We start from the raw sequence: 22,693 nt of genomic DNA, 5'->3' as shown, positions 1-22,693 counted from the left end.
ATATAAAGAAGGGAACATGTATATTGAGTTATCCAAAACGGCTCTCATTATTAATTTTATTAGATTCATTTATCGTATTAACTGCCGTGTACTTAAGCTATTGGTTTATACATCCAAATGTGTTAAGTAAAATTCCTGCGACAGTAATTATTAGTTCTATTACATTATTGTGTAGTCATCATATTTTTGCTGCTATTTATAAGCTCTATAACAAGGCATGGGAATATGCAAGTATTGGGGAATTAAAGCAAATATTTAAAGCAATTACACTTTCGATTATTGTAACAGCAATTGTACAACAAATCATTAATCATGATATTTATGTTCGAATTTTAGCAATCGCTTGGATGTTACATTTATTATTAATTGGTGGATCTCGCTTTGTATGGCGTATGTTTCATGATACATATGTTACTAAAACTAATGATAAAAAAAGAACATTGATTGTTGGTGCAGGTTCAGCAGGAACAATGGTGGTACGTCAGTTGCAGCATAATAAGGATGCTGAATTATATCCCATTGCATTTGTTGATGATGATAGAAATAAGCAAAGGTTAGAGATTTATAATGTTCAAGTTATTGGTACGACAAATCATATTAAAGATATTGTAGAAGATAATGATATAGAACATATTATTATCGCAATTCCTTCTTTAAATAGAAATCAAATAAATGAAATTTTTGAGAGATGTACAAAAACAAAGGCGAAGACGCAGATTGTACCAATGCTTGAGGATTTATTAGATGGAAAAGTGTCTGTAAACGAATTTCGAGATGTTCAGGTGGAAGATTTACTAGGGAGGGAGCCTGTTCAATTAGATGATAAGGGAATAGGCGAGAAAATTAAGGATAAAACTGTTTTAATAACTGGCGCTGGAGGCTCTATTGGATCAGAGATTTGCCGTCAGGTCCTAAAATATAAACCAGCAAAAATGGTTCTTTTAGGACATGGAGAGAATAGTATTTATCACATCGAGATGGAACTGAGAACAAAGTATAGAGAGCAAGCAGAATTTGTAACAGAAATTGCTGATATACAAGATCGAAATAAAATGTTTGAAATAATGAAAAAACATAAACCGTTTGTTGTATACCATGCAGCTGCACATAAACATGTCCCATTGATGGAGCGGAATCCTGAAGAAGCTGTAAAGAATAATATAATTGGCACCAAAAATGTTGTAGAAGCTGCAGATACATTTGGGATAAACACATTTGTTATGGTTTCAACAGATAAAGCAGTAAACCCAACAAATGTAATGGGGGCAACAAAACGCGTTGCAGAAATGGTTGTTCAGCACATGGCTATGATAAGTAAAACACGATTTGTAGCTGTTAGGTTCGGAAATGTATTAGGTAGTCGTGGAAGTGTAATTCCATTGTTTAAAAAACAAATTCAAAGTGGGGGACCAGTTACAGTTACCCACCCAGATATCACCCGTTACTTTATGACGATTCCGGAGGCATCACGACTTGTTATTCAAGCAGGATCTTTGGCAAGAGGTGGGGAGCTATTTGTATTAGATATGGGGGAACCTGTTAAAATTGCAGATTTGGCAAAGAATTTAATTCAGCTATCGGGTTATTCCATTGAAGAAATTGGAATTGAGTATAGTGGACTAAGACCGGGAGAAAAGATGTATGAAGAGTTATTAAATGATAATGAGATCCATAAGGAACAAGTATTCCCTAAAATCCATATAGGAAAAGCTAATTTGAAAGATTTTAAATCTATTCAAAAATTTATAAATGAGTTTGAGCAGATGAGTAAAGAGGATATTAGAACAAATTTATTAGATTTTGCGAATAATAAAGTTGAAGCGACTATTAGTAAGTAAAGTGAGGGAACTTAAATGATTGATACTATGATAAGAAATATTCCATTTTCTCCGCCAGACATTACAGAGGTAGAAATAGAAGAAGTAATAAAGGCAATGAAATCTGGTTGGATTACAACTGGCCCTAGAACAAAGGAACTTGAAAAGAAAATAGCTGGATATGTCGGGACAAATAAAGCGGTGTGCTTAAACTCAGCTACAGCTGCTATGGAGTTAACACTTCGAATTTTGGGAGTAGGACCTGGAGATGAAGTTATTACTTCGGCTTATACTTATACAGCTTCTGCTTCAATTATAGAGCATGTTGGGGCAAAAATTGTTTTAGTTGATACAGCTCCAGATTCTTTTGAAATGGATTATGAAAAGCTTGCAGATGCAATTACTGAAAAAACAAAAGTAATTATTCCGGTTGATATTGCGGGTAAAATGTGTGATTACGATAAAATATATAGTGTAGTAGAAAGTAAGAAAGGGCTATTTAAACCTAATAATAAAATTCAAGAGCTATTTGAAAGAATAATTGTAATGACTGATGGAGCGCATGCATTTGGTGCGGAACGAAAAGAAAGGAAATGTGGACAAGTTGCTGATTTTACTTGTTATTCCTTCCATGCCGTGAAGAACTTAACAACTGCAGAGGGTGGAGGTGTTGTATGGCGCAATGATTTAGGTCTGGATGATGAGTGGGTATATCAGCAATTTATGCTATACAGTCTCCATGGACAATCTAAGGACGCACTAGCAAAAACTCAAAAGGGCGCATGGGAGTATGATATTGTTTATCCAGCTTATAAATGTAATATGACGGATATAATGGCGGCAATCGGATTAGTGCAATTAGATAGATATGAATCCCTTATGAATAGACGTAGGGAAATTATTGAGATGTATGATGAAAAATTATTACCGTATGGAGTGCAAAGTCTGCAGCATTATGGAAATGATTTTGCTTCATCAGGACATCTTTATTTAGTAAGAATACCTGGAATTGAAGAGGCTGAGAGAAATGAAATTATTATTCAGCTAGCGGAAATGGGAATTGCAAGCAATGTACATTATAAGCCATTGCCTATGTTTACGGCATATAAAAATTTAGGATTTGATATAAGAGATTATCCTAATGCATTTAATATGTATAAAAATGAGATTACGTTACCTCTACATACACGATTAACAAATGAAGAGGTAGAATATATTACGGATATTTTCAAGAGAATTTTAAACAATAGATAAGGGGAATTGTAAATATATGAAAAAGAGAGTTCTAATTCTAGGTGTTGCAGCTGTTCAGATGGATGCAATCTTGGAACTAAAAAAAATGGGATATGAAACTTATGCTTGTGCGATGGCTAAAGATGGACCTGGAGCAGAGGTAGTAGATTATTTTTGTGAAATAAATATTTTAGATTCAGAAGCAATTATTGATTATATTGAGGAAAATCAAATTTCTGTTGTTTACTCTACAGGTTCAGATTTAGCTATGCCAATAGCATCTTTAATTAGTGAGAAATTACAAATGCCACACTTTGTATCAGAAAAAACAGCACGCATATGTAACAATAAAGATTTAATGAGAAAAACTTTGGGGAATGATTTTGAAGGAAATGTAAAATTCCAAGTTGTAAAAAGTGAAGAGGATGAATTAGAATTAGAATTTCCTTTTATTTTAAAACCAGCTGATTCACAGGGACAAAGGGGTGTAAAATTAGTTCAAAATCCGGAGGAATATTTAGAAAGTTATAAAGTTGCTAAAGAATACTCTCGTTCAGGATTAGTAATATTAGAACAATATATTTCTGGTCCAGAACTGTCTGTAAATGGTTATCTTGTAAATGGAAGAGTAAGGTATTTAGTTGCTTCCGATCGAGAAACTTGGCCTGAATATACGGGATTAATACATAAACATATTGTCCCAACAATAAATCTCACTTCTAATACTACAAGTTTATTAAATAGCATAATAGAAGCGGCGTGTGCCAAATTGGAGATAAAAAATGGGCCAGTTTATGCACAAATGAAATTAGAAGAGGAAGTGCCGTATATTATTGAAATAACTCCTCGTTTAGATGGTTGCCATATGTGGAATTTATTATCTTATTATAATGAGGTTAATTTAATGAAGCTAACATTTGAGCATCTATTAAATGGAGATACTTCTGAATTGGAAAAAGTCAAAGGAAATCCAAATGATAAATATGTTTTAGAATTTATCTGTCAAAAACCAAATACCGCAGCAGAGTATTCGGCGTTTGAAGGTCAAATACAAAGTTCCTTACATAGTTTTAATTATTATAAACAAGGGGATAATATTCGACCTGTAAATGGTAAAAATGACAAGATTGGATATTTTATTTATAAAGACTAAAAAAAGCTTCTAAATAATTTGGAAATAGCATTGATCATCAGAAAAACACATGATGGAGAAATGGAGACTGAAATGAAAGTAGCTGTTACAGGTGGAACGGGTTTTCTAGGCCAATATGTTGTTAAAAGCATAAAAAATGAAGGGAATACTCCTATCGTTTTAACAAGAAGTATTAGTAGTAAAGCGATGAGCAATTGCGAATACCGAGTTTCGGAATATACTTTGGAAGATTTGATAAATCAATTAGGTGATATAGATGCAGTAGTGCATCTTGCGGCTACGAGAGGTAGCCAAGGAAAGATAGCTGAGTTTCATGATAATGAAATTTTAACGCAAAATTTATATGATGCTTGCTATGAAAATAATATTAGTAATATTGTGTATGCATCTACAATATCAACTTACTCTGATGAAAGATCTCTACCATGGAGTGAGATGGAGTTACCGTTACCTGATTTAATGTATGGTGTTAGTAAATTGGCTTGTGAACATATTGGAAATATTTATTCTAGAAAAAAAGGATTGCATATTAAAAATTTGAGATTTGCCCATTTATATGGTTTTAATGAAAAAAATAACTATATGATTAATAGATTTTTTAGACAAGCATTTCACCGTGAACAATTAACTTTACATGCAAATGGTGTAGCAAAAAGAGAATTTCTATATGCCAAAGATGCGGCAAAAGCTATAATTTGTGCATTAAAGCAAGAGAAGCTTTCAGGTGCTTTTAATATAGGTAGTGGGGATGCTTTAACAAATTATGAAGTTGCAAGTACAATTAATAATGTATTCGGAAATAAAGGTAATTTATTGGTGAAAGATCCTAATGCCAACGAAGGAATACATCCTTCTTATATGAATAGTAATAAAGCAAATAATCTGTTACATTTTTCGACAGATTATACTTTTACTGAAGCTATAGAAGAAATATATTTATTAATGCGGGGGTTAGATGATGTACCGTTATGGTATTAAACGTATTTTTGACATAATAGTTTCGCTATTATTACTTCCTTTTTTACTATTAATTATGATTCCAGTAGCTATCATAATTAAATTAGAAGATAAAGGACCTGTGTTTTACAATGCTCCTAGATTAGGTAAAGGCATGAGGGAATTTCCGATGTATAAATTTCGTTCCATGAAAGTAAATGCACCAGATATTCGTAATGAAGATGGTAGTACATTTAATGCTGATAATGACCTGAGGGTAACTAAAATAGGACATATTTTAAGAAGAACGAGTATAGATGAACTCCCACAATTACTTAATGTATTGAAGGGGGATATGAGTTTTGTAGGGCCAAGACCAAGCCCTTTAGGAAATAAAGATATTTACCCAAAAGAATTCTTTAAAAAATTCGATGTCTGTCCTGGCATTACCGGTTATAATCAAGCGGTATTGAGAAATAATTCTACAATGGATCAACGTGTGAAAAATGATGTGTACTACGTAGAAAATATATCGTTTATGCTGGATGCAAAAATTATACTTTTAACGGGAGCATCTGTAATAAAATCGAAAAATATAAATCGAAATAGTGACGAAAAACAGAAGGTGGGAAATTAGTGAATAATTGTTTGATACTCTTGACCAATTATTATCCTTTTCATAAAGGTGAAGAATATTTGGAATCGGAAATAGAGTACCTATCTAAAAATTATAAAAAGATTTACATTATTTCTACTATGGTGTCTAATGAGATGCAGCAGACTAGGGCTGTCCCTGAAAATGTTGTAATTTTACCAATAGGAATAAAACATTCTATTGCAGGAAAATCAACAATGGTATTAAGGCAATTTAGTACTATTAATAAAGATAAATTAAAAACAAAAATGATTAAAGCGGATTCTAAAGGGAAACTGTCGCATAAATTATATTGTTATTATTTTGAAAGTCGTGCAATGGATGTATACGATCGAGTAGAGCGTCAATTGAATGAGTATGATTTTGAACAGTATGATTCAATTACAGTATATAGTTATTGGTTATATATAACTGCAAGAGTTGCTGTAGAATTAAAGCATAAATATTTTAAAGAAAGAAATCCATATACAATTTCGCGCGCGCATAGATATGATTTGTATGAAGATGCAGCACCTTTGAAATATCTACCGGAGAGGGATTATTTATTAAAGTCTCTTGATGCAGTATACCCTTGTTCGCAAGATGGTGTAGATGCCTTAAATCAAACATATCCCGCATATAAGGATAAGGTAAGTGTAGAAAGATTGGGAACAATCTCAACCAGTGTACTTAGTAATACTATGAATGATAAGTTACATATTGTGAGCTGTTCTGTAGTACGTAAGGTAAAACGAATTGCTTTACTAATAGAAGCATTAGTAAAGCTAGAAGAAAAGAATATCCCATATTTCTGGACTCATATTGGTGGCGGACCAGAGTTTGAACGTATAAAAAAATTAGCAAAAAGTAAACTTAATATGAAACAAGTTAAGTTTACTGGATTTGTTAAAAATCAAGAGGTTTTAAATTGGTATAAAGAAAATCTTGCAACTGTTTTTGTTAATTTATCTGCATCCGAAGGGGTACCAGTAGCGATTATGGAGGCGATATCTATGGGGCTACCGGTTATTGCTACAGATGTTGGTGGCACAAGAGAAATCGTTGAAAATGGAAAAAATGGATATTTATTAGATAAAGATTGTGCGGTTACAGAAATTGTAGAATCATTCAATAAGTTTTACATAATGGATAATGAATTGTATAAGAAAATGTGTGACAATGCTTTAGATATTTGGAAAGAAAGAAGTAATGCTGAGGTTCTTTATTCTGAATTTGTAGATCAGCTTGTTTTAGAAAATAGTAGATATTTAAATTTATCCATATAAAGGGGAAGCTGTTATGAGTTTGCGGTATAAAATTAATAAACTGCGATTTGCCGTTTTATCAAATGGATTTAAAAGAGCTGACTATTTAAGAGAAAAAAATATTCTTCATGGAATCGGTGAGAACGTATTCTTTCAACCAAGGAAATTACCTGGAGATCCTAAATTAATTCGATTGCATAATAACATATCAATTGCATCAGGAGTAGTGTTTGTATGCCATGATGTGTTACATCAGGTCTTTAATTATATGTCAACTGATTCAGAGGAATTTGATTTTCATATGGGATGTATAGAGGTTATGGATAATGTTTTTATTGGCTCAAATTCTATAATTATGCCTGATGTTCGCATTGGCTCAAATGTTATTATTGCTGCTGGAAGTATTGTGACAAAGGATGTTCCAAGTGGAGTAATTGTGGCTGGTGTACCAGCTACAATCATTGGAGAATTTAATAATGTGTATCTTAAAAGGGCTCAGGAGAGTATTACTCACCGAAAATATAATAGACAGCAGAGAATAGATAATTTATGGGTGGATTTCATAAAGAATAGGAAATAATATGTCTCGGTGCATTTCCAGTAATGCTTGTATTATTAAATACAGTATCGTATCTTCGAATGGATAGTACAGTTCAACATTCTTTTTTAGATGGAATAAGCGAATTTTTCTATGCACAGGGCGGAAGTGCAAATTTAATTGGTTACGCTCAAACATTAGCTACCCAATTACCAGAAGGAAAGTTTTATACCATTGGTAGATTAACTGATTTTATTAATAATAGTATAACTCAGACGTTATTTGATGTGCCAAAGTACACTGCACAAAGTATAGAATTAGCACTGTATGGGCATGGTTTTGTAGATAGCGTTTCTTATATTCTTAGCCCTACCAGATATATAACAAGATGGGGTTATGGTTTTAGTGGTATTGCTGAACTGTTTAAGAAATTCAGTTATTTTTGAGTTATAGTAGGAAACTTTATAATGGTAATGATTTTAGCTTTAATACCTAAATTATTTAAAAAGGGCATTTTAGGAGCTGGGATGCGTCTATCAGTGACAAGATTATTGTTATATGCACCACGTAATACTTTTACATCTTTTATTGTTTCTACATTTAATTTAATAAACCTTTTAACACTATGCATAATTTTCTTAGGAGCGATGATTATGCCAGAGTCGAAAAGTAGAAAAAGCTATGAAGAAGGTTTATTAACAAAATCGAATGTTAAAACCGGTTAAACTTAATTAGAAAGGTGCTAAAAATGTTGATTTCATTAATCATTCCAGTATACAATGCAGAGAAATTCTTGCCAAGATGTTTGGAGAGTATTAGGAATCAAAGTTACCGAGATTTGGAGATTATTTTAGTGAATGATGGATCCACTGATCGAAGTGGCTTAATTTGTGATGAATATGCTCAAAAAGATAAACGTTTTAAGGTTATCCATAAAGAGAATGGAGGGGTTTCTTCAGCGAGAAATGCTGCACTAAGTATAGCTAGTGGGGTATATATTGGTTTTGTTGATCCAGATGATTGGATTGAACCTATTATGTTTGAAAAGCTGCATGAATTAATTCAAAAGAATCAAGTGGATATAGCAATCTGTGGATATACTAAGGAAAATATTGATGGGGATATTCTACAAGAAATAGTTGCACCAGGAATTAAGGTACTAAATAGAACAGAGGCCTTAAATAATATCTTGGATATTAATGGTTTTAGAGGGTTTTTATGCAATAAACTATTTTCATCGGAATTATTCCCTGAAAATTTTGAAATAAATTTCGACGAAAATATTCACTTTTGTGAAGATTTATTATTTTGTTGTAAAGCTATTTTAAACGCTGAAAATGTTGTGTATGATTCTACACCTTACTATCATTATATAATTCATGACGAAAATGCATCTAAAGCAAAATACAGTTTAAAAAAATTAACTGCTCTAGATGCATTGGAGAATATAATTCGTTTATTTAATATTGATGATGTTGATATTGATATAAAAAAATATAAAAGCTATTATACGCATATGAACATAAGTTTGTTAATGCATGGTATACAGGAAGGAAAAATTGAAGAAAAACATTATGAAAAATTAAAAAAGAATTTATATCATTTTAAAGTAAGTGATTTAAATGGAAGTTTTTTGAAAGTTTCCACCGTAATTGCCAGGATGAATGTTCGTCTCTATTATTTCATTTGGAAAAACTTCAAAAAAACTTAATGTTTCTGTTTATTAATGATAAGTGTAATGGTTTTTAGTTTGCTGTTGACAATATTGATTAATATTATTTTAATTAGGTAGTAAAAAATAAAGAGGTAAATACATGAACAGTTCAGTTAAAAAATTTGCTAAGAATTTTTCTTATACATTTATTACTCATATTTTGGCTACTGTAATATCTATAGTTTTAATATTAATAGTCCCGAGATTTATTAGTATTAATGATTATGGATACTGGCAGTTATATATTTTTTATATATCATATATATCGTATATGTCTTTGGGTTTAACTGATGGTGCCTATTTACGTTACGGTGGATATGAATATAGAGATTTAAATAAGAAAGTTTTTGTATCACAATATTGGTTTTTAGTTGTATTAGAAATTCTTATTAGTTCTTCTATTGCGTTATTTTATGTGTTAGTTTCAACAAGCACAAGTAAAACAATAGTGGTCCTGTTTACTTGTTTAGTTGGTATATTGGTAGTTCCACGTTCTTTGTTAACGTTTATGCTTCAAGCTACTAATCGCATTAAAGAAGCATCTATTATGTTAATGATTGAACGTGTAATATACTTTATATTAGTTATTATTTTTTTAATTAGTGGAATTAAGCAATTTGAGTATCTTATTCTAGCAGATATAATCGGAAAAATCTTTTCAGTATTCTATTCTTTTTATGTATGTAAAGAATTAGTCTTTGGGAAGTTTGAGTCAGTGAAAATGAGTGCAAGGGAAATAGTAATAAATATTTCTGTGGGCTGTAAGTTATTATTTGCGAATTTAGCCAGTATGCTTATTATTGGAATAGTACGCTTTTTTATTGAAGCTAACTGGAGTATTGAGACTTTTGGAAAAGTTGCTTTAACATTAAGTATCTCCAACATGTTGATGTTGTTTATTAATGCAATAGCAGCGGTCTTGTTTCCTACTTTAAAACGTATTCAACAAGAAAGATTACCTGCTATTTATAAAATGGTAAGAACTCTTATTACATTACCACTAGTAGGGATTTTAATTTTTTACTATCCAGTAAAAGTGATTTTATCAGCATGGTTACCACAATATGCTGATAGTCTAACTTATATGGCATTGTTATTTCCGATGTGTTTGTACGAAGGGAAAATGTTATTGTTAGTTAATACATATTTAAAGACTCTTCGTAAAGAAAAATGGATGTTAATAATAAATTTAATTACTGTTGGTATGAGTTTAGCATTAACGTGTCTAAGTGTCTTTGTATTAAATAGTTTAAACTTAACAATATTATGCATAATATTGTTATTAGCATTTAGATGTATTGTGGCAGAAGTTTATCTGGCAAAATTCTTAAATATTGAAGTCAAGAAGGATATTATATTAGAGTTAGGTATAACAACAATATTCATTGTCATATCTTGGTATTTAAGCGTTATATCAGCACTATTCATTTATCTGACGGTATATGTAATTTATTTGGTGATTAAGAAAAATGATATAGTTGATTTATGGCGTAATGTTAAAATATTAATTAAGTCCAAATGAGAAATTATGTGCACATAAAAACTGTATCTAAGGAATGTTAAATGCATTTGGTAATGTTTTGTTTTAAATAGGGTATGTAGAAGGAATAGGTTTTGCTAAGTAGAAAGAAGGGTAAATAATGAAAAAGAAAATCCTATTTTGGATATTAGGAATCATAGGAGTACTAATTATAGGTGGAGGGGTCTATGCTTATAATATATACTCTTCTGTTTCAAAAACATTAGATGAAGTTCATAAACCATTAAAACGTGATCAAGAGAATAAACAAGAAGAAAAAATTAATAAATCTGAACCAGTATCTATCCTATTATTAGGAGCTGATGAACGCGGTGATGATAAAGGACGTTCGGACTCTTTAATGGTCATCACATTAAATCCTAAAAATAATTCAATGAAAACAGTGAGTATTCCTCGTGATACGTATACAGAAATCGTTGGAAAAGGTAAAAGCGATAAAATTAACCATGCCTACGCATTTGGTGGCGTAGATATGTCTGTAGCGACTGTAGAAAAGTTTTTAAATGTTCCTATTAATTACTATATTGAAGTGAATATGGAAGGTTTTAAAGATATTGTCGATGCAGTTGGCGGTGTAGATGTAAATAATGATTTAGAATTTACGCAAGATAAGCATCATTTTACTAAAGGAAATATTCATTTAACAGGTGATGAGGCACTATCATTCACACGTATGCGCTATGAAGACCCACGCGGTGACTTCGGACGTCAAATGCGCCAACGTCAAGTAATGCAGGCTGTTATTAAGAAAGGCGCAAGCTTCTCTTCTTTATCAAGCTATGGTGATGTGTTAACGGCAATTCAAAAGAACGTGAAGACAAATTTAACGCAAGATCAAATGTTTGATATGCAAAAGAACTATAAAGATTGCTTGAAAAATAGTGAAGATATCCAAATCTCAGGTGACGGCCACAAAGCCGCTGATGGTATTTGGTACTATTATGTTCCAGATGCTGCGAAACAAGATTTAACGAATAAGTTAAGAGCGCATCTTGAAGTGACTAAGTAATATGTAATAACCCAACTCCTTTGGTAGGAGTTGGGTTTATTTTTGCATGGATTTATATTAGTATTATATATTGTGAGATTAATAGATGAGGTGAATCGATGAATAAGAAAGCAGTACTTGTCCTAGTTATTTTTGTATTGTTTGTCGCTTCGGTTGTGAGCGGTAAATTGTACTGGAATAAGAAGATTGCGAATGCGACGGGACAGACGAGTGAAGTAACGAAAACGAAGTCTGAAGTGAAAGATAGTGGAGCGAAGAAAACAGAGAAAAAACAAGATGCGAAGTCATCTTTTAATGAAGCATATGCGAAGAATTTACCAGATGCAGTGAAAGAGAAGTTAAAGAAAGCTGCTGAGGATAACAAGGCAGTAAATCTTGTTATTGTTGGTGATGAAGCTTCTTCATCTGAAAAAGATGCTTGGGCAGCTAAGTTAACGGCTAATTTAGAAACGGCTTATGGCAAAGGTTTATGGAATGTGACGGTAAAGGAATATAAGGGTGAAAGTACAGACGAGTTAATTGCGAATAAACGTGATAAAGAGATTGCGAAAGAAAATCCAGATGTGATTTTATTCGAGCCGCCGTTTATTACTGACAATGGTAAGACTGGTAATGGAAACTCTGTTGCGAGTACGCAGAAATTTGTTCAAGGGCTTTCTACTAGTGCAAAAGGCGCTACAATTATGATTCAACCATCAAACCCAGTATATGGTGCGAAGAATTATCCGAAGGCAATTGAGGCGTTAAAACAATTTGCGACGCAAAATGGTTATACATATGTGGATCATTGGGGAGCATGGCCTGATGCATCAACGAAGGCTATCCTACCATATTTAACAGAAGAATTCGGTTTCCCAAGTGCTAAAGGCCACGAAGTTTGGGCACAATATGTAACGGATTATTTCGTTGCTAAGTAATAAAGGTACACAAAAGGTATACGAGCAATCGTATACCTTTTATAATAAGTAAGTGAGTAAGTAAGAAATCCTAATATATGTAGGAGGAAGACAATGAACTCAATTCTAATCTGCGGCGGAGCTGGTTATATCGGTTCTCACGCTGTGAAAAAATTAGTAGAAGAAGGTTTATCTGTAGTAGTAGTAGATAACTTACAAACGGGTCATGAGGATGCAATTACGGAAGGTGCGAAGTTTTATAATGGAGATCTTCGTGATAAAGCATTTTTAAGATATGTTTTTAAACAAGAGAGTATTGAGGCGGTTATGCATTTCGCAGCTGATTCTTTAGTTGGAGTTAGTATGGAGAAGCCTCTTCAATATTATAATAATAATGTGTATGGCGCGCTTTGCTTATTAGAGGTAATGGATGAGTTTAAGGTAGATAAGTTTATTTTCTCTTCTACTGCGGCAACGTATGGCGAGGTAGATGTAGAACTTATTACTGAGGAAACGATGACAAATCCAACGAATACGTATGGAGAGACGAAGTTATCAATCGAGAAGATGCTTCATTGGTATAGCAAAGCTTCTAATTTACGTTATAAGATTTTCAGATACTTTAACGTGGCTGGTGCAACTCCAAATGGTATTATAGGGGAAGATCACCGCCCAGAGACTCATTTAATTCCTCTTGTACTGCAAGTGGCGTTAGGTCAACGTGAGAAGATTATGATGTTTGGTGAGGATTATAATACACCAGATGGTACTTGTATCCGTGATTATATTCATGTTGAAGATTTAGTGGCAGCTCACTTCTTAGGGCTTAAAGACCTACAGAACGGCGGAGAGAGTGATTTTTATAACTTAGGAAATGGTAATGGTTTCAGTGTAAAAGAAATCGTTGATGCAGTTCGTGAAGTTACAAATCATGAAATTCCTGCTGAAGTAGCACCGCGCCGTGCAGGAGATCCAGCACGTCTAGTTGCTTCTTCTCAGAAAGCGAAAGCGAAGTTAGGTTGGGATCCTAAGTATGTAAATGTGAAGACAATCATTGAGCACGCTTGGAATTGGCATCAGAAGCAACCTAATGGGTATGCTAAATAAAATATAATAAGTGAAAGAGAGGGTATTGTCGTTCAACATATGTTCGACAATACCCTCTCTTTTTTTGTATGATTTTTGCTATACTAAACTGTACTATAATACGAGATGGAAGGAGGAGAATAATGAAAATACTTGTAGTTGATGATGAATCGAGTATTCGTAATTTGATTCGGATGCAGCTTGAGATGGAAGGATATGAAGTGCTCACGGCGGCTGATGGAAGAGAAGCTTTAGAGAAATGGAATGAAGGGCCGGATGTACTGATTTTGGATGTTATGCTTCCAGATACAGATGGGTATGAGTTGCTTCGCTTGTTCCGTGAGAAGAATAGGGATATTCCAGTGCTCATGTTAACTGCAAAGAGTCAGATGAATGATAAATTGCTTGGTCTGCAGCTTGGTGCGGATGATTATGTGACGAAGCCATTTAATTATGCGGAGCTTATTCTTCGGGTCAAGAATATGACGCGGCGTGTGAAGAAGGCAGAGGTAACGGTAAGTCATGAAGTAATTGGGGCAGGAGAGATAACGATTTGTCCTAAGGAAAGAAAGGTGCATGTTAGTGGACAAGAAATTCAGTTAACGTACCGAGAGTTTAATTTATGTCAGTTGTTTGTTTCCAATCCGCAGCGTGTATTTATGAGAGATGAGTTACTTGAGAAAGTATGGGGGTTTGAGTATATCGGAAATACGAGAGCGGTTGATATTATGGTGCAAAGACTGCGGAAGAAGCTAGGGAATAGCGGGGAATATATTAAGACAATTTATGGCGTTGGCTATAAACTAGATTGTTAAGTGGTGATGGTATGTCTTTAAAAAGGAATATGGTGTTTGGAATAGTGGGACTGTTAATCCCGATTTTTGTTCTTTTGTACGCAGTTGTTTATATTACGTTAGAAAAGAATATGTATCATAACGCGGCAAATTCTTTAGAGAAATTAAGTGTAGAAGCACAAATTTATACGATGAATTATTTAGAGAAGGAAGCAGAGGTAGAGACGCTCGGTCCGAATTCACTTTTAATTGCTTCGTATTTAGCGAAGCGCATGGATGTACGTGTACAGATGATTGGGAAGAATGGAGATGTTGTTGCGGATACGCAAAAAGGAGCACTTCTTCATCGGAACATTGATATTGAGAGCTCTTTGAAGGGGAAGAAGTCTTATGTTTTTGAAGAGGGAGACCCAGCTCCAATTCTTTTGTTTTCAAGCCCAGTTTATTATGGAAACGATGTCATCGGAAGTGTTCGTTTTATAAATGAGTTAACGGGTGAGAAGGAAGTTTTAACAAATGTTGGCTGGACGTTCTTAATGACGTCTCTTTGTCTAGTAGCTGCGGGTATTTTCTTTGCAATTCGTTTGGCAAAGTCTCTTCATAAGCCGATTGATCAGTTAAGACAAATGGCAAAGCGGCTTGCGAATGGGGATTATAAAAGCAAGATTGAGCTAAATGAATATGTGGAAATTGCTCAGCTTTCAGCATCTTTTAATGCGATGGCTGATGGAATTGAAATGCATATTAAGCAATTGAAAGAGGAGAAAGAGAAGCAGAAAGATTTCTTAGACCGTATTACGCATGAGCTAAAAACACCGTTAACGGCGATTATTGGCTATGTGGATTTAATTCCGAAGTTAAAGGCGAAGGAAGATGTAAAAGAGAGCCTGCGATATGTGGCTGTAGAGAGTGAGCGTTTATTATCACTTGTAGAGGAATTACTTAAGTCTTCAAAGTACGGGACGAGTACGTTTGAAGTATCACCTACAGTTGTGAACATAAAGGAATTAGCAGAAGAAGCAGTTTCAATTGTGAAACCTCGTCTGCAGAAATTTGAGATTGAAGTGATAAATGAGTTAACAGATGTACATGTTGTTGCCGATTTCGATAAGACGAAACAGATTTTCTTAAACGTGCTTGATAATGCGATAAAATATAGCGATGCTACACAAATTCGTATGAATGTAATTGTAAATGAATGCGAGGCAAAGGTTTTTGTTCATGATGATGGCATTGGTATAGATGAAGGTGTGCTTGCAGAGTGGAATGAAGTACCAGAAGGGAAGGTACTGCCTTCTAGTTACGGGAATGGTTACGGTTTGTATATTTGTCAGGAGATTATGAATAAGCAGGGCGGAAGTATGCGAATTGAGAGTAGTGAAGAGATTGGTACTACAATATTTATTACATTTTTGCTTCCGAGACGGATGGAAGACATAAAAAACTTGAAAGCGGTTAAATGATACATTTATGAAACAATTATGCGGTATTTTCGAAACAACGTTTTTTTATCTTGGAGGTAGGCAGAAATGAAAAGGCTATCATTTCAAATTCTTATGTTTGTTCTTTGTATAATTGTTTCTCTTATTTTGTTTTATGTGATGGAGAAGCAAATATATAATCGGATCACAATAGTGAATGACAAACAAACTGTTTTACAAAGAGTGAATGAATCCCTGCCTACTGAAATGAAGGTTAGGCATGAAAAGTGGGGAGAAATTGTTATAACGGATGAAGTTCGTTTGCATACGATTGTTTCATTCTTTGACCGAATTCAAATAGAACCGAGAGAAGCTAAGAATCAAGAACAAGTATTTACTGGAGAAGTAACGTACTTGAATGGAAATAAACGTACTTTTGCAGTAGGTGACTTGTTCCAGTACGGGGCTGATATGTACGGAAAGAATGGTACGGATCCAATGATTTCAGCATTTCAAACGTATTTGTTAAGCCTGTATTATACACCAGAACGTATTAGTGATTTTTTTGCGTCAGCGCAGGATGTCATAGTGCGCCAAGGTGATGTAGAACGTGCGATGAATCTTACGCACATACTTGATTCGATTCGGTACGCAAAGCAAATTACAGATTACGGAGAAATACAGAAATTATTACAATCACAGAATGAACCGATTGCTTATATTACCGCTTATAAAACAAGGAAGCGTATAAAGAATGAGCGGGAAGACATTCTTACTATTTCTGTATATCCATCGTACTTTGTTGTGCAATATCTCGGCGATAATAACGGGAATGTTATGTATATGAAAAGCTCCCTCGCAAATTTATTTGTAAAGGAGAATGTGTCATGAGAAAGATAGCCTTTTTCTTCTTTTTGCTAGTAATTGGAGGAGCGATGTCTAGTTGCTCTCGAGATACAACCTCTATTAAATATAATAAAAGTGGTCTCCCTGTTTTGGATGATCGTCATCTTGTTGCGTATGTAGCAGCTCGTGAGGAAGTTGGTGAAGCTTTGCTTTCATCATTTTGTAAACCACGCGGCTGTACGTATGAATTTATTCGTCTTTCGACAGAAGAGCTTCTTCGGAGGGTAGAAGAGGAAGCTGGAAATCCGAAAGCAGATATTATTATTGGCGGTACGGTAGACGCGCATCAAATGATGAAGCAAAAAAATCTATCTATTCCTGTTATGAGTCAGCATGCGAACCGTATTTCAAAAACTGTTAAAGATAAAGACGGTTATTGGTACGGTTATGAAGTGGAGAAGCTGGCAATGGCGATCAATAAAGAGCGGTGGAATGAAGAAATAGCGCCGCTCGGACTTCCTTATCCATCAAGGTGGCAAGATTTATTAAATCCAGTATATAAGGGAAAGATTGTAATGCCAGATCCAAATGTCTCAGGAACAGCATATACGTTTTTTCAATCACTTATTGATACTGTAGGTGAAGTAGAAGCGAAGGAATATGTGAGGAACCTTGCAGGGCAAGTTGGTGAAGTAACAGTGAATGGTTACATACCAGTGGAACTTGTTGCAAGCGGTGAGTATATGATAGGCATCAATTTCATGGGAGATCAGAGAATGCTTCAAAAACAAGGCTTTCCAATTGTAAGTATTGTACCTGAGCAAACAGGGTTATCTGTTAATGCGATTTCGAAACTAAAACGTGCACCGAATGGTATTATTGCGGATTTATTTATTGATTATTGTTTATCAGAAGAAGCGGGTCACATTTTAGAAAAGGTTTCGTTTGGCGTACCAACGATGTTTGCGAAGAATGAGAAAGAAATAGAAGGGCAGCCGGTTAGAAGAACAAACAAAAATATATCAAATAGCGGAATAATCGAGATATGGAATAGACAGCGTCTCTCTCAGAAGTGAGAAAAGGAGACGAAAGAATATGTTTAAATGGCTTAAGCCAGCACCTGCAATTGAGAGATTGCCAGCGGATATGATTGATCGAGTATATAAATTATTACGTATTCGTGTGTTAATCGGGATTTCAGTTGGGTACGCTGCTTATTATTTAGTTCGTAGTAACTTTAATTTATCTACTACATATTTAGTAGATGAGTTCGGATTTAGCACGACACAAATTGGATTATTAGGCGCAGTAATGGCTGTTGTTTACGGACTTAGTAAATTCTTTATGGGTAATTTATCGGATAAAGCATTTGCTCAACGATTTATTGCAGTAGGTTTATTTTTATCTGGGCTTGTTAATATTTGTTTCGGTTATGCATCTTCCTTTGGGATGATTTTAACATTACTTGTTCTAAACGGTATTGTACAAGGTATGGGAGCACCACCTTGTAGTATTGTTATGACGAAATGGTTTTCAAAGAAAGAACGTGGCACGAAAACAGGTCTTTGGAATATTTCACATAACGTTGGTGCACTACTTGTTCCACCATTCATTGGAATTGGTGTAGGTATTTTCGGTGAAAGCCATTGGCAAGGCGGCGTATTTATTTTCCCAGCGATAATCGCTATGGTAATTGCAGTTCTAGTATGGATTAATGCGAAGGATACGCCAGAATCTGAAGGTCTTCCGCCAATTGATGAATATCGTAATGACTATGAAGATCTTGAAAAAGCAGATAATGCTAATAAGATGTCACCAAAAGAAATTTTAATGAAATATGTAGTGAAAAATAAATTTGTTTGGTTTTTATGTATTGCGAATGCATTTGTTTACTTAATTCGTTTCGGTGTTATTAACTGGGTACCAATTTACTTAACAACAGTGAAAGGTTTTACAAAAACAGAAGCGCATTTTGCGTATTCAATATTTGAAACAGCAGCGATTCCAAGTTCTTTAATTGTCGGCCTCTTAAGCGATAAATTATTCAAAGGAAAACGTATGCCATTATGTGTTATGAGTATGGCTGGGGTTGTTGTTGGAACAATCGTCTATTGGCAGGCAACTAATATTATTGTTGTGAGTGTTGCAGTTTCTATTATCGGTTGTTTAATTTATGTACCACAGTTCTTAATTGGTTTAAGTGCGATGGAATTAGTACCGAAATTTGCAGTAGGTACGACAGTTGGTATGTGTGGTCTGTTCGGTTATGTTGGAGGAAGTTTCATAGCAAACGCAGCAATTGGTATCATTGTTGATCGTTCTGGCTGGGATGGTTGCTTCATGTTACTGTTAGCAGGTGGCGTATTAGCAACGATATTCTTACTGATTGTTCAAATGGGACATGAGAGAAAAGCTTCTAAAGTTGTGTAATATTTTGTCTGAAAAGCTATCCAATTGTTATATTGGATGGCTTTTCTTATATTAATATAATCTTTCCTTAAATCTATCTTAAAAGACAATATGTCATATTTCTAATCATTGGAATTTTTGTTACAATATAAATGGATGTGTAAAACTTTGTAAAAAGAATGTAATAATATGTAATTTATTTTCAGAAAGTTTTATACAATTTTTATATTAAACTATTAAGTTATAAAGGGAGCGAGAAAATGATACCAAATACGGTTCGTACTCCAAACAAGAAGAAGAAATGGATTATTATCGGGGTTATTGCACTAATTGTTATTGTAGCAGCAGTTAATATTTTTATTATGCAAGGTAAGAAGAAGGGAGCATCAACATCTGCTGATGCTGTAAGCTTTGAGAAAGTAACGGAGCGAAAGCTTAATAATACGAAGTTAATTTCTGGTCAGGTGAAGCCTGGGAATATTGAAAGTTTTTATGCAGATCCAACTAAAGGAAAAGTGAAAGATATTGAGGTAAAAGAAGGACAAGAGGTTGAGAAAGGTGCGAAGTTATTCTCTTATGATAATGAAGAGATTAATTTGCAAATGAAGCAAGCTGAGCTTGATCAGAAGATGGCGGATATGCGTTATGATCAAGGGAAGAAAAAGATTGATTCGCTCAAGAAAGAAATTAAGAAGGTGAAAGATAGCGGAGCTGGGAAAGAAGTAACAGATCCGATGGAAGAGCAAGTAAGTGAGTTAGAGATGGCGCAAAAGACAACTGATCTTGAGAAAGAAAAAGGGAAGTTGCAGAAAGAAGAGTTAAGTAAAAAGCAGAAAGAGCTTACGATTTATAGTAATTTTACTGGTGTCGTTCAAAAGTTAGATAAAGATGCGGCGCAAAGTTCATCTCAAGCGTTAGGCGGTCAAGGGAAAGCATTTTTACAAGTGGCGTCTAAAGATCCATTCCAAGTGCAAGGGACGTTAACTGAGCTTCAAAAGTCACAAATTCAACCAGATCAAACATTTACTGTCACTGCGAAAGCAAATAGTAAGAAGAAGTGGACAGGTAAAATTACAGAGGTAAGTGAATTCCCAACGAGTGCAGAGATGGCTCAAGCTGGTGGTATGGGTGAAGCGACTCAAAATATGTCCCAATATACATATAAAGCAAGTCTTGATAGTCAAGATGGTTTATCTCCAGGTTATCACGTTTCTCTGCAAGTAAATTTAGAGAATAAGACGATGATTGCTGTTCCAACTAAGAGCATTGTAGAAAAAGGCGATGATGCATTTGTTTATATTGAAGAGAAAGGGAAGCTTCGTAAACAAAATGTGAAAAAAGGTTCTACTGATGGAGATTGGACAGAGATTGTTGAAGGCGCAAAAGTGGGGCAAAAGGTAGTTAAAAATCCTTCCGACGACGTGTATGACGGAATGGAAGTGAAAGAGAAATGATTACGTTAAATAATATTGCTAAAACGTATTATCAAGGAAAGTTGGCAGTGCCGATCTTACATGATATTAGTTTAACGATTCAAAGCGGTGAGTTCGTTTCGATTATGGGACCGTCTGGTTCTGGTAAATCAACGCTTATGAATATTATCGGTTGTTTAGATCGTCCAACAGAAGGCGAATATATGCTGAATGATGTGAATATCTTAACAGCAGACGAGTCAAAGCTTGCTTTAATTCGTAATGAATATATCGGTTTTGTGTTTCAGCACTTTAATTTGCTTCCACGTCTTTCGGCAGTAGAAAATGTTGAACTTCCGCTCGTATATGGTGGGGTGAAGAAAGCAGAGCGTCGTCAAAGGGCTCTGGAAGCGCTTAGTAAAGTCGGTTTATCAGACAGGGTTCACCATTTACCGAATGAGTTATCAGGTGGACAGAAGCAGCGTGTAGCGATTGCAAGATCGATTGCGAATAATCCAACGTTCATTATGGCCGATGAGCCTACAGGCGCGCTTGATACGAAGTCCGGTGAGCAAGTTATGGATATTTTCACGAAGCTTAATGCAGAAGGTACAACGATTGTTATGGTTACGCATGAAGAGGAAGTAGCAGCGTATTCTTCCCGCCGCATTGTACTGCGAGATGGGAAAATTACAGAAGATAGAAGGTGTGCGGTATGAGTTTACTAGATAGTATAAAAATTGCCCTATCTTCTATTTTAGCTCATAAACTGCGTTCAGCGCTTACGATGCTCGGTATTATTATTGGGGTCGGTTCAATTATTACTGTCGTTGCAATCGGGCAAGGCGGGGAAGCCATGCTGAAATCGAAATTCGCAGGTTCTGGTGGTAATAACCTTATGCCAATTCAATTTAAACCAGATATGAATGATGAGTTTGCTATAGGCGGATTTGAAATACCGAAGTTAACGGAAGAGGATATTTTAGAAGTAAAACAAGTGAAAGATGTTTCACATGTTATTACGACAAATTCGACGACAGAGATACTAGATGTAAATGATAAAAAAGCAAATCTGAATGTTATTGGTCTTGATAATGAATATTTTGCGGTTAATAAAGTAAAGGTCGTAAAGGGACGTACTTTAAATGAATCAGATATTTCTCATGCAAATAACGTTGTGATGATTAGTACAAAAACAGAAAAGACGTTATTTAAGGACGTAAACCCAGTTGGGCAAATTATTGAGATGAAAGGACAACCGATGCAGATTGTCGGTGTGTATACATCTGATAATGAGTTTATGGGATTTGAAATGGAAGAAGCGTTAATCCCCCTTACATTATGGCCTGTTTTATTCGGAACAGATGATATTCAAAATATCGCAATTCAAGCTAAAAATGTAGATGACTTAGAAGCAGCAGGGAAAAAAGCTGTTGATGTATTAAATAGCCGTAAGCCAAGTGAAATTCCAGGTAAATATGAACTGGTGAATTTAAAAGAATTCCAAGAAAATGTTTCTAAAGTAACTGGTATTATGACGATGATCATCGGCGGTATTGCAGGTATTTCATTAGTCGTTGGTGGTATCGGTGTTATGAATATTATGCTCGTATCTGTAACGGAGCGTACACGCGAAATTGGGATACGTAAAGCACTTGGAGCAACGCGTAGTAAAATTTTATTACAGTTTTTAATTGAAGCAGTTATGTTAACACTTCTAGGTGGTTTAATTGGAATTGGTCTTGGATATGGCGGGGCCTATATCGTTTCCACATTTGCGAAATGGCCACCACTCGTTTCATGGGAAGTTGTCGTTGGTGGCGTACTATTCTCTATGACACTCGGTATTATTTTCGGATTAATTCCAGCAAATAAAGCTGCGAAATTAGATCCAATTGAAGCATTACGTTATGAATAAGTTAGTAGTGTAGTAGAGAGGGGGGCTCTCTACTACACATTACCGTTCTAGTGGGCGGTTCGTAGCCTCATG

At 34.6% G+C, this 22,693-nt stretch carries 20 protein-coding genes and 1 pseudogene; all 21 read left to right on the top strand.

The genetic code is table 11. The features are described from left to right. Nucleotides 1-23: 23 nt before the first annotated feature. The 21 genes and pseudogenes from ABH961_RS18595 to ABH961_RS18495 all read left to right on the top strand — a co-directional run bounded on the left by ABH961_RS18595 (nt 24) and on the right by ABH961_RS18495 (nt 22,621). Complete coding sequence (locus ABH961_RS18595; RefSeq protein ID WP_098122689.1) at nt 24-1,838, top strand: polysaccharide biosynthesis protein; 1,815 nt, start codon at nt 24-26, stop codon at nt 1,836-1,838. A gap of 15 nt (nt 1,839-1,853) precedes the next feature. Beyond that, nucleotides 1,854-3,071 carry a DegT/DnrJ/EryC1/StrS family aminotransferase gene (locus ABH961_RS18590; RefSeq protein ID WP_404519775.1) on the top strand — a complete coding sequence of 406 codons (1,218 nt, stop codon included), beginning with the start codon at nt 1,854-1,856 and terminating at the stop codon, nt 3,069-3,071. A 16-nt stretch (nt 3,072-3,087) separates the two neighbouring features. Then, the gene (locus ABH961_RS18585; RefSeq protein ID WP_098122690.1) at nt 3,088-4,203 is read left to right on the top strand and encodes an ATP-grasp domain-containing protein; all 1,116 of its coding nucleotides are present in this window, start codon (nt 3,088-3,090) and stop codon (nt 4,201-4,203) included. A gap of 72 nt (nt 4,204-4,275) precedes the next feature. After that, nucleotides 4,276-5,181, top strand: a complete 906-nt coding sequence (locus ABH961_RS18580) for an NAD-dependent epimerase/dehydratase family protein (protein WP_098122691.1) — start codon at nt 4,276-4,278, stop codon at nt 5,179-5,181. After that, nucleotides 5,162-5,776 carry a sugar transferase gene (locus ABH961_RS18575; protein ID WP_404519774.1) on the top strand — a complete coding sequence of 205 codons (615 nt, stop codon included), beginning with the start codon at nt 5,162-5,164 and terminating at the stop codon, nt 5,774-5,776. The genes ABH961_RS18580 and ABH961_RS18575 overlap by 20 nt, the downstream gene beginning before the upstream one ends. Beyond that, complete coding sequence (locus ABH961_RS18570; protein ID WP_098122693.1) at nt 5,776-7,059, top strand: glycosyltransferase; 1,284 nt, start codon at nt 5,776-5,778, stop codon at nt 7,057-7,059. Before ABH961_RS18575 ends, ABH961_RS18570 begins: the two co-directional genes overlap by 1 nt. 13 nt (nt 7,060-7,072) lie before the next feature. After that, nucleotides 7,073-7,618 (top strand): acyltransferase, encoded by a 546-nt coding sequence (locus ABH961_RS18565; protein WP_098122694.1) that lies wholly within the window; start codon nt 7,073-7,075, stop codon nt 7,616-7,618. A gap of 23 nt (nt 7,619-7,641) precedes the next feature. Further along, nucleotides 7,642-8,301, top strand: a pseudogene (gene wzy / locus ABH961_RS18560) (O-antigen polysaccharide polymerase Wzy). 23 nt (nt 8,302-8,324) lie between these two features. Continuing rightward, a complete protein-coding gene (locus ABH961_RS18555; RefSeq protein WP_098122695.1) occupies nt 8,325-9,287 on the top strand; it encodes a glycosyltransferase in 963 nt (320 codons plus the stop codon). 103 nt (nt 9,288-9,390) lie between these two features. Next, entirely contained in the window at nt 9,391-10,812 is a 1,422-nt protein-coding gene (locus ABH961_RS18550; protein ID WP_098122696.1) for an oligosaccharide flippase family protein, read from the top strand. 118 nt (nt 10,813-10,930) lie between these two features. Continuing rightward, on the top strand, nt 10,931-11,839 hold the full coding sequence (gene tagU, locus ABH961_RS18545; RefSeq protein WP_098122697.1) for a polyisoprenyl-teichoic acid--peptidoglycan teichoic acid transferase TagU: 909 nt from the start codon (nt 10,931-10,933) through the stop codon (nt 11,837-11,839). A 98-nt stretch (nt 11,840-11,937) separates the two neighbouring features. After that, the gene (locus ABH961_RS18540; protein WP_098122698.1) at nt 11,938-12,756 is read left to right on the top strand and encodes an SGNH/GDSL hydrolase family protein; all 819 of its coding nucleotides are present in this window, start codon (nt 11,938-11,940) and stop codon (nt 12,754-12,756) included. A 93-nt stretch (nt 12,757-12,849) separates the two neighbouring features. After that, nucleotides 12,850-13,842 carry a UDP-glucose 4-epimerase GalE gene (galE, locus tag ABH961_RS18535; RefSeq protein WP_404519771.1) on the top strand — a complete coding sequence of 331 codons (993 nt, stop codon included), beginning with the start codon at nt 12,850-12,852 and terminating at the stop codon, nt 13,840-13,842. A 122-nt stretch (nt 13,843-13,964) separates the two neighbouring features. Next, entirely contained in the window at nt 13,965-14,636 is a 672-nt protein-coding gene (locus ABH961_RS18530) for a response regulator transcription factor (RefSeq protein WP_064476140.1), read from the top strand. A gap of 11 nt (nt 14,637-14,647) precedes the next feature. Continuing rightward, a complete protein-coding gene (locus tag ABH961_RS18525) occupies nt 14,648-16,078 on the top strand; it encodes a HAMP domain-containing sensor histidine kinase (RefSeq protein ID WP_404519769.1) in 1,431 nt (476 codons plus the stop codon). 66 nt (nt 16,079-16,144) lie between these two features. Then, on the top strand, nt 16,145-16,927 hold the full coding sequence (locus ABH961_RS18520) for a DUF3919 family protein (protein WP_098048766.1): 783 nt from the start codon (nt 16,145-16,147) through the stop codon (nt 16,925-16,927). After that, nucleotides 16,924-17,958, top strand: a complete 1,035-nt coding sequence (locus ABH961_RS18515; RefSeq protein ID WP_098706693.1) for an ABC transporter substrate-binding protein — start codon at nt 16,924-16,926, stop codon at nt 17,956-17,958. Before ABH961_RS18520 ends, ABH961_RS18515 begins: the two co-directional genes overlap by 4 nt. Nucleotides 17,959-17,977: 19 nt before the next feature. Continuing rightward, nucleotides 17,978-19,312, top strand: coding sequence for an MFS transporter (gene pgtP / locus ABH961_RS18510; protein ID WP_404519767.1), 1,335 nt, complete (start codon nt 17,978-17,980; stop codon nt 19,310-19,312). A 239-nt stretch (nt 19,313-19,551) separates the two neighbouring features. Next, nucleotides 19,552-20,745, top strand: coding sequence for an efflux RND transporter periplasmic adaptor subunit (locus tag ABH961_RS18505; RefSeq protein ID WP_064460102.1), 1,194 nt, complete (start codon nt 19,552-19,554; stop codon nt 20,743-20,745). Next, nucleotides 20,742-21,422, top strand: coding sequence for an ABC transporter ATP-binding protein (locus tag ABH961_RS18500; protein WP_404519766.1), 681 nt, complete (start codon nt 20,742-20,744; stop codon nt 21,420-21,422). The genes ABH961_RS18505 and ABH961_RS18500 overlap by 4 nt, the downstream gene beginning before the upstream one ends. Further along, nucleotides 21,419-22,621, top strand: coding sequence for an ABC transporter permease (locus ABH961_RS18495; RefSeq protein ID WP_404519764.1), 1,203 nt, complete (start codon nt 21,419-21,421; stop codon nt 22,619-22,621). The genes ABH961_RS18500 and ABH961_RS18495 overlap by 4 nt, the downstream gene beginning before the upstream one ends. The last annotated feature ends 72 nt before the right edge of the window (nt 22,622-22,693 follow it).

It is taken from the genome of Bacillus sp. RC251 (assembly GCF_044908765.1).
GTDB lineage: Bacteria > Bacillota > Bacilli > Bacillales > Bacillaceae_G > Bacillus_A > Bacillus_A wiedmannii.
This window is presented reverse-complemented; position numbering and strand designations above follow the sequence as displayed.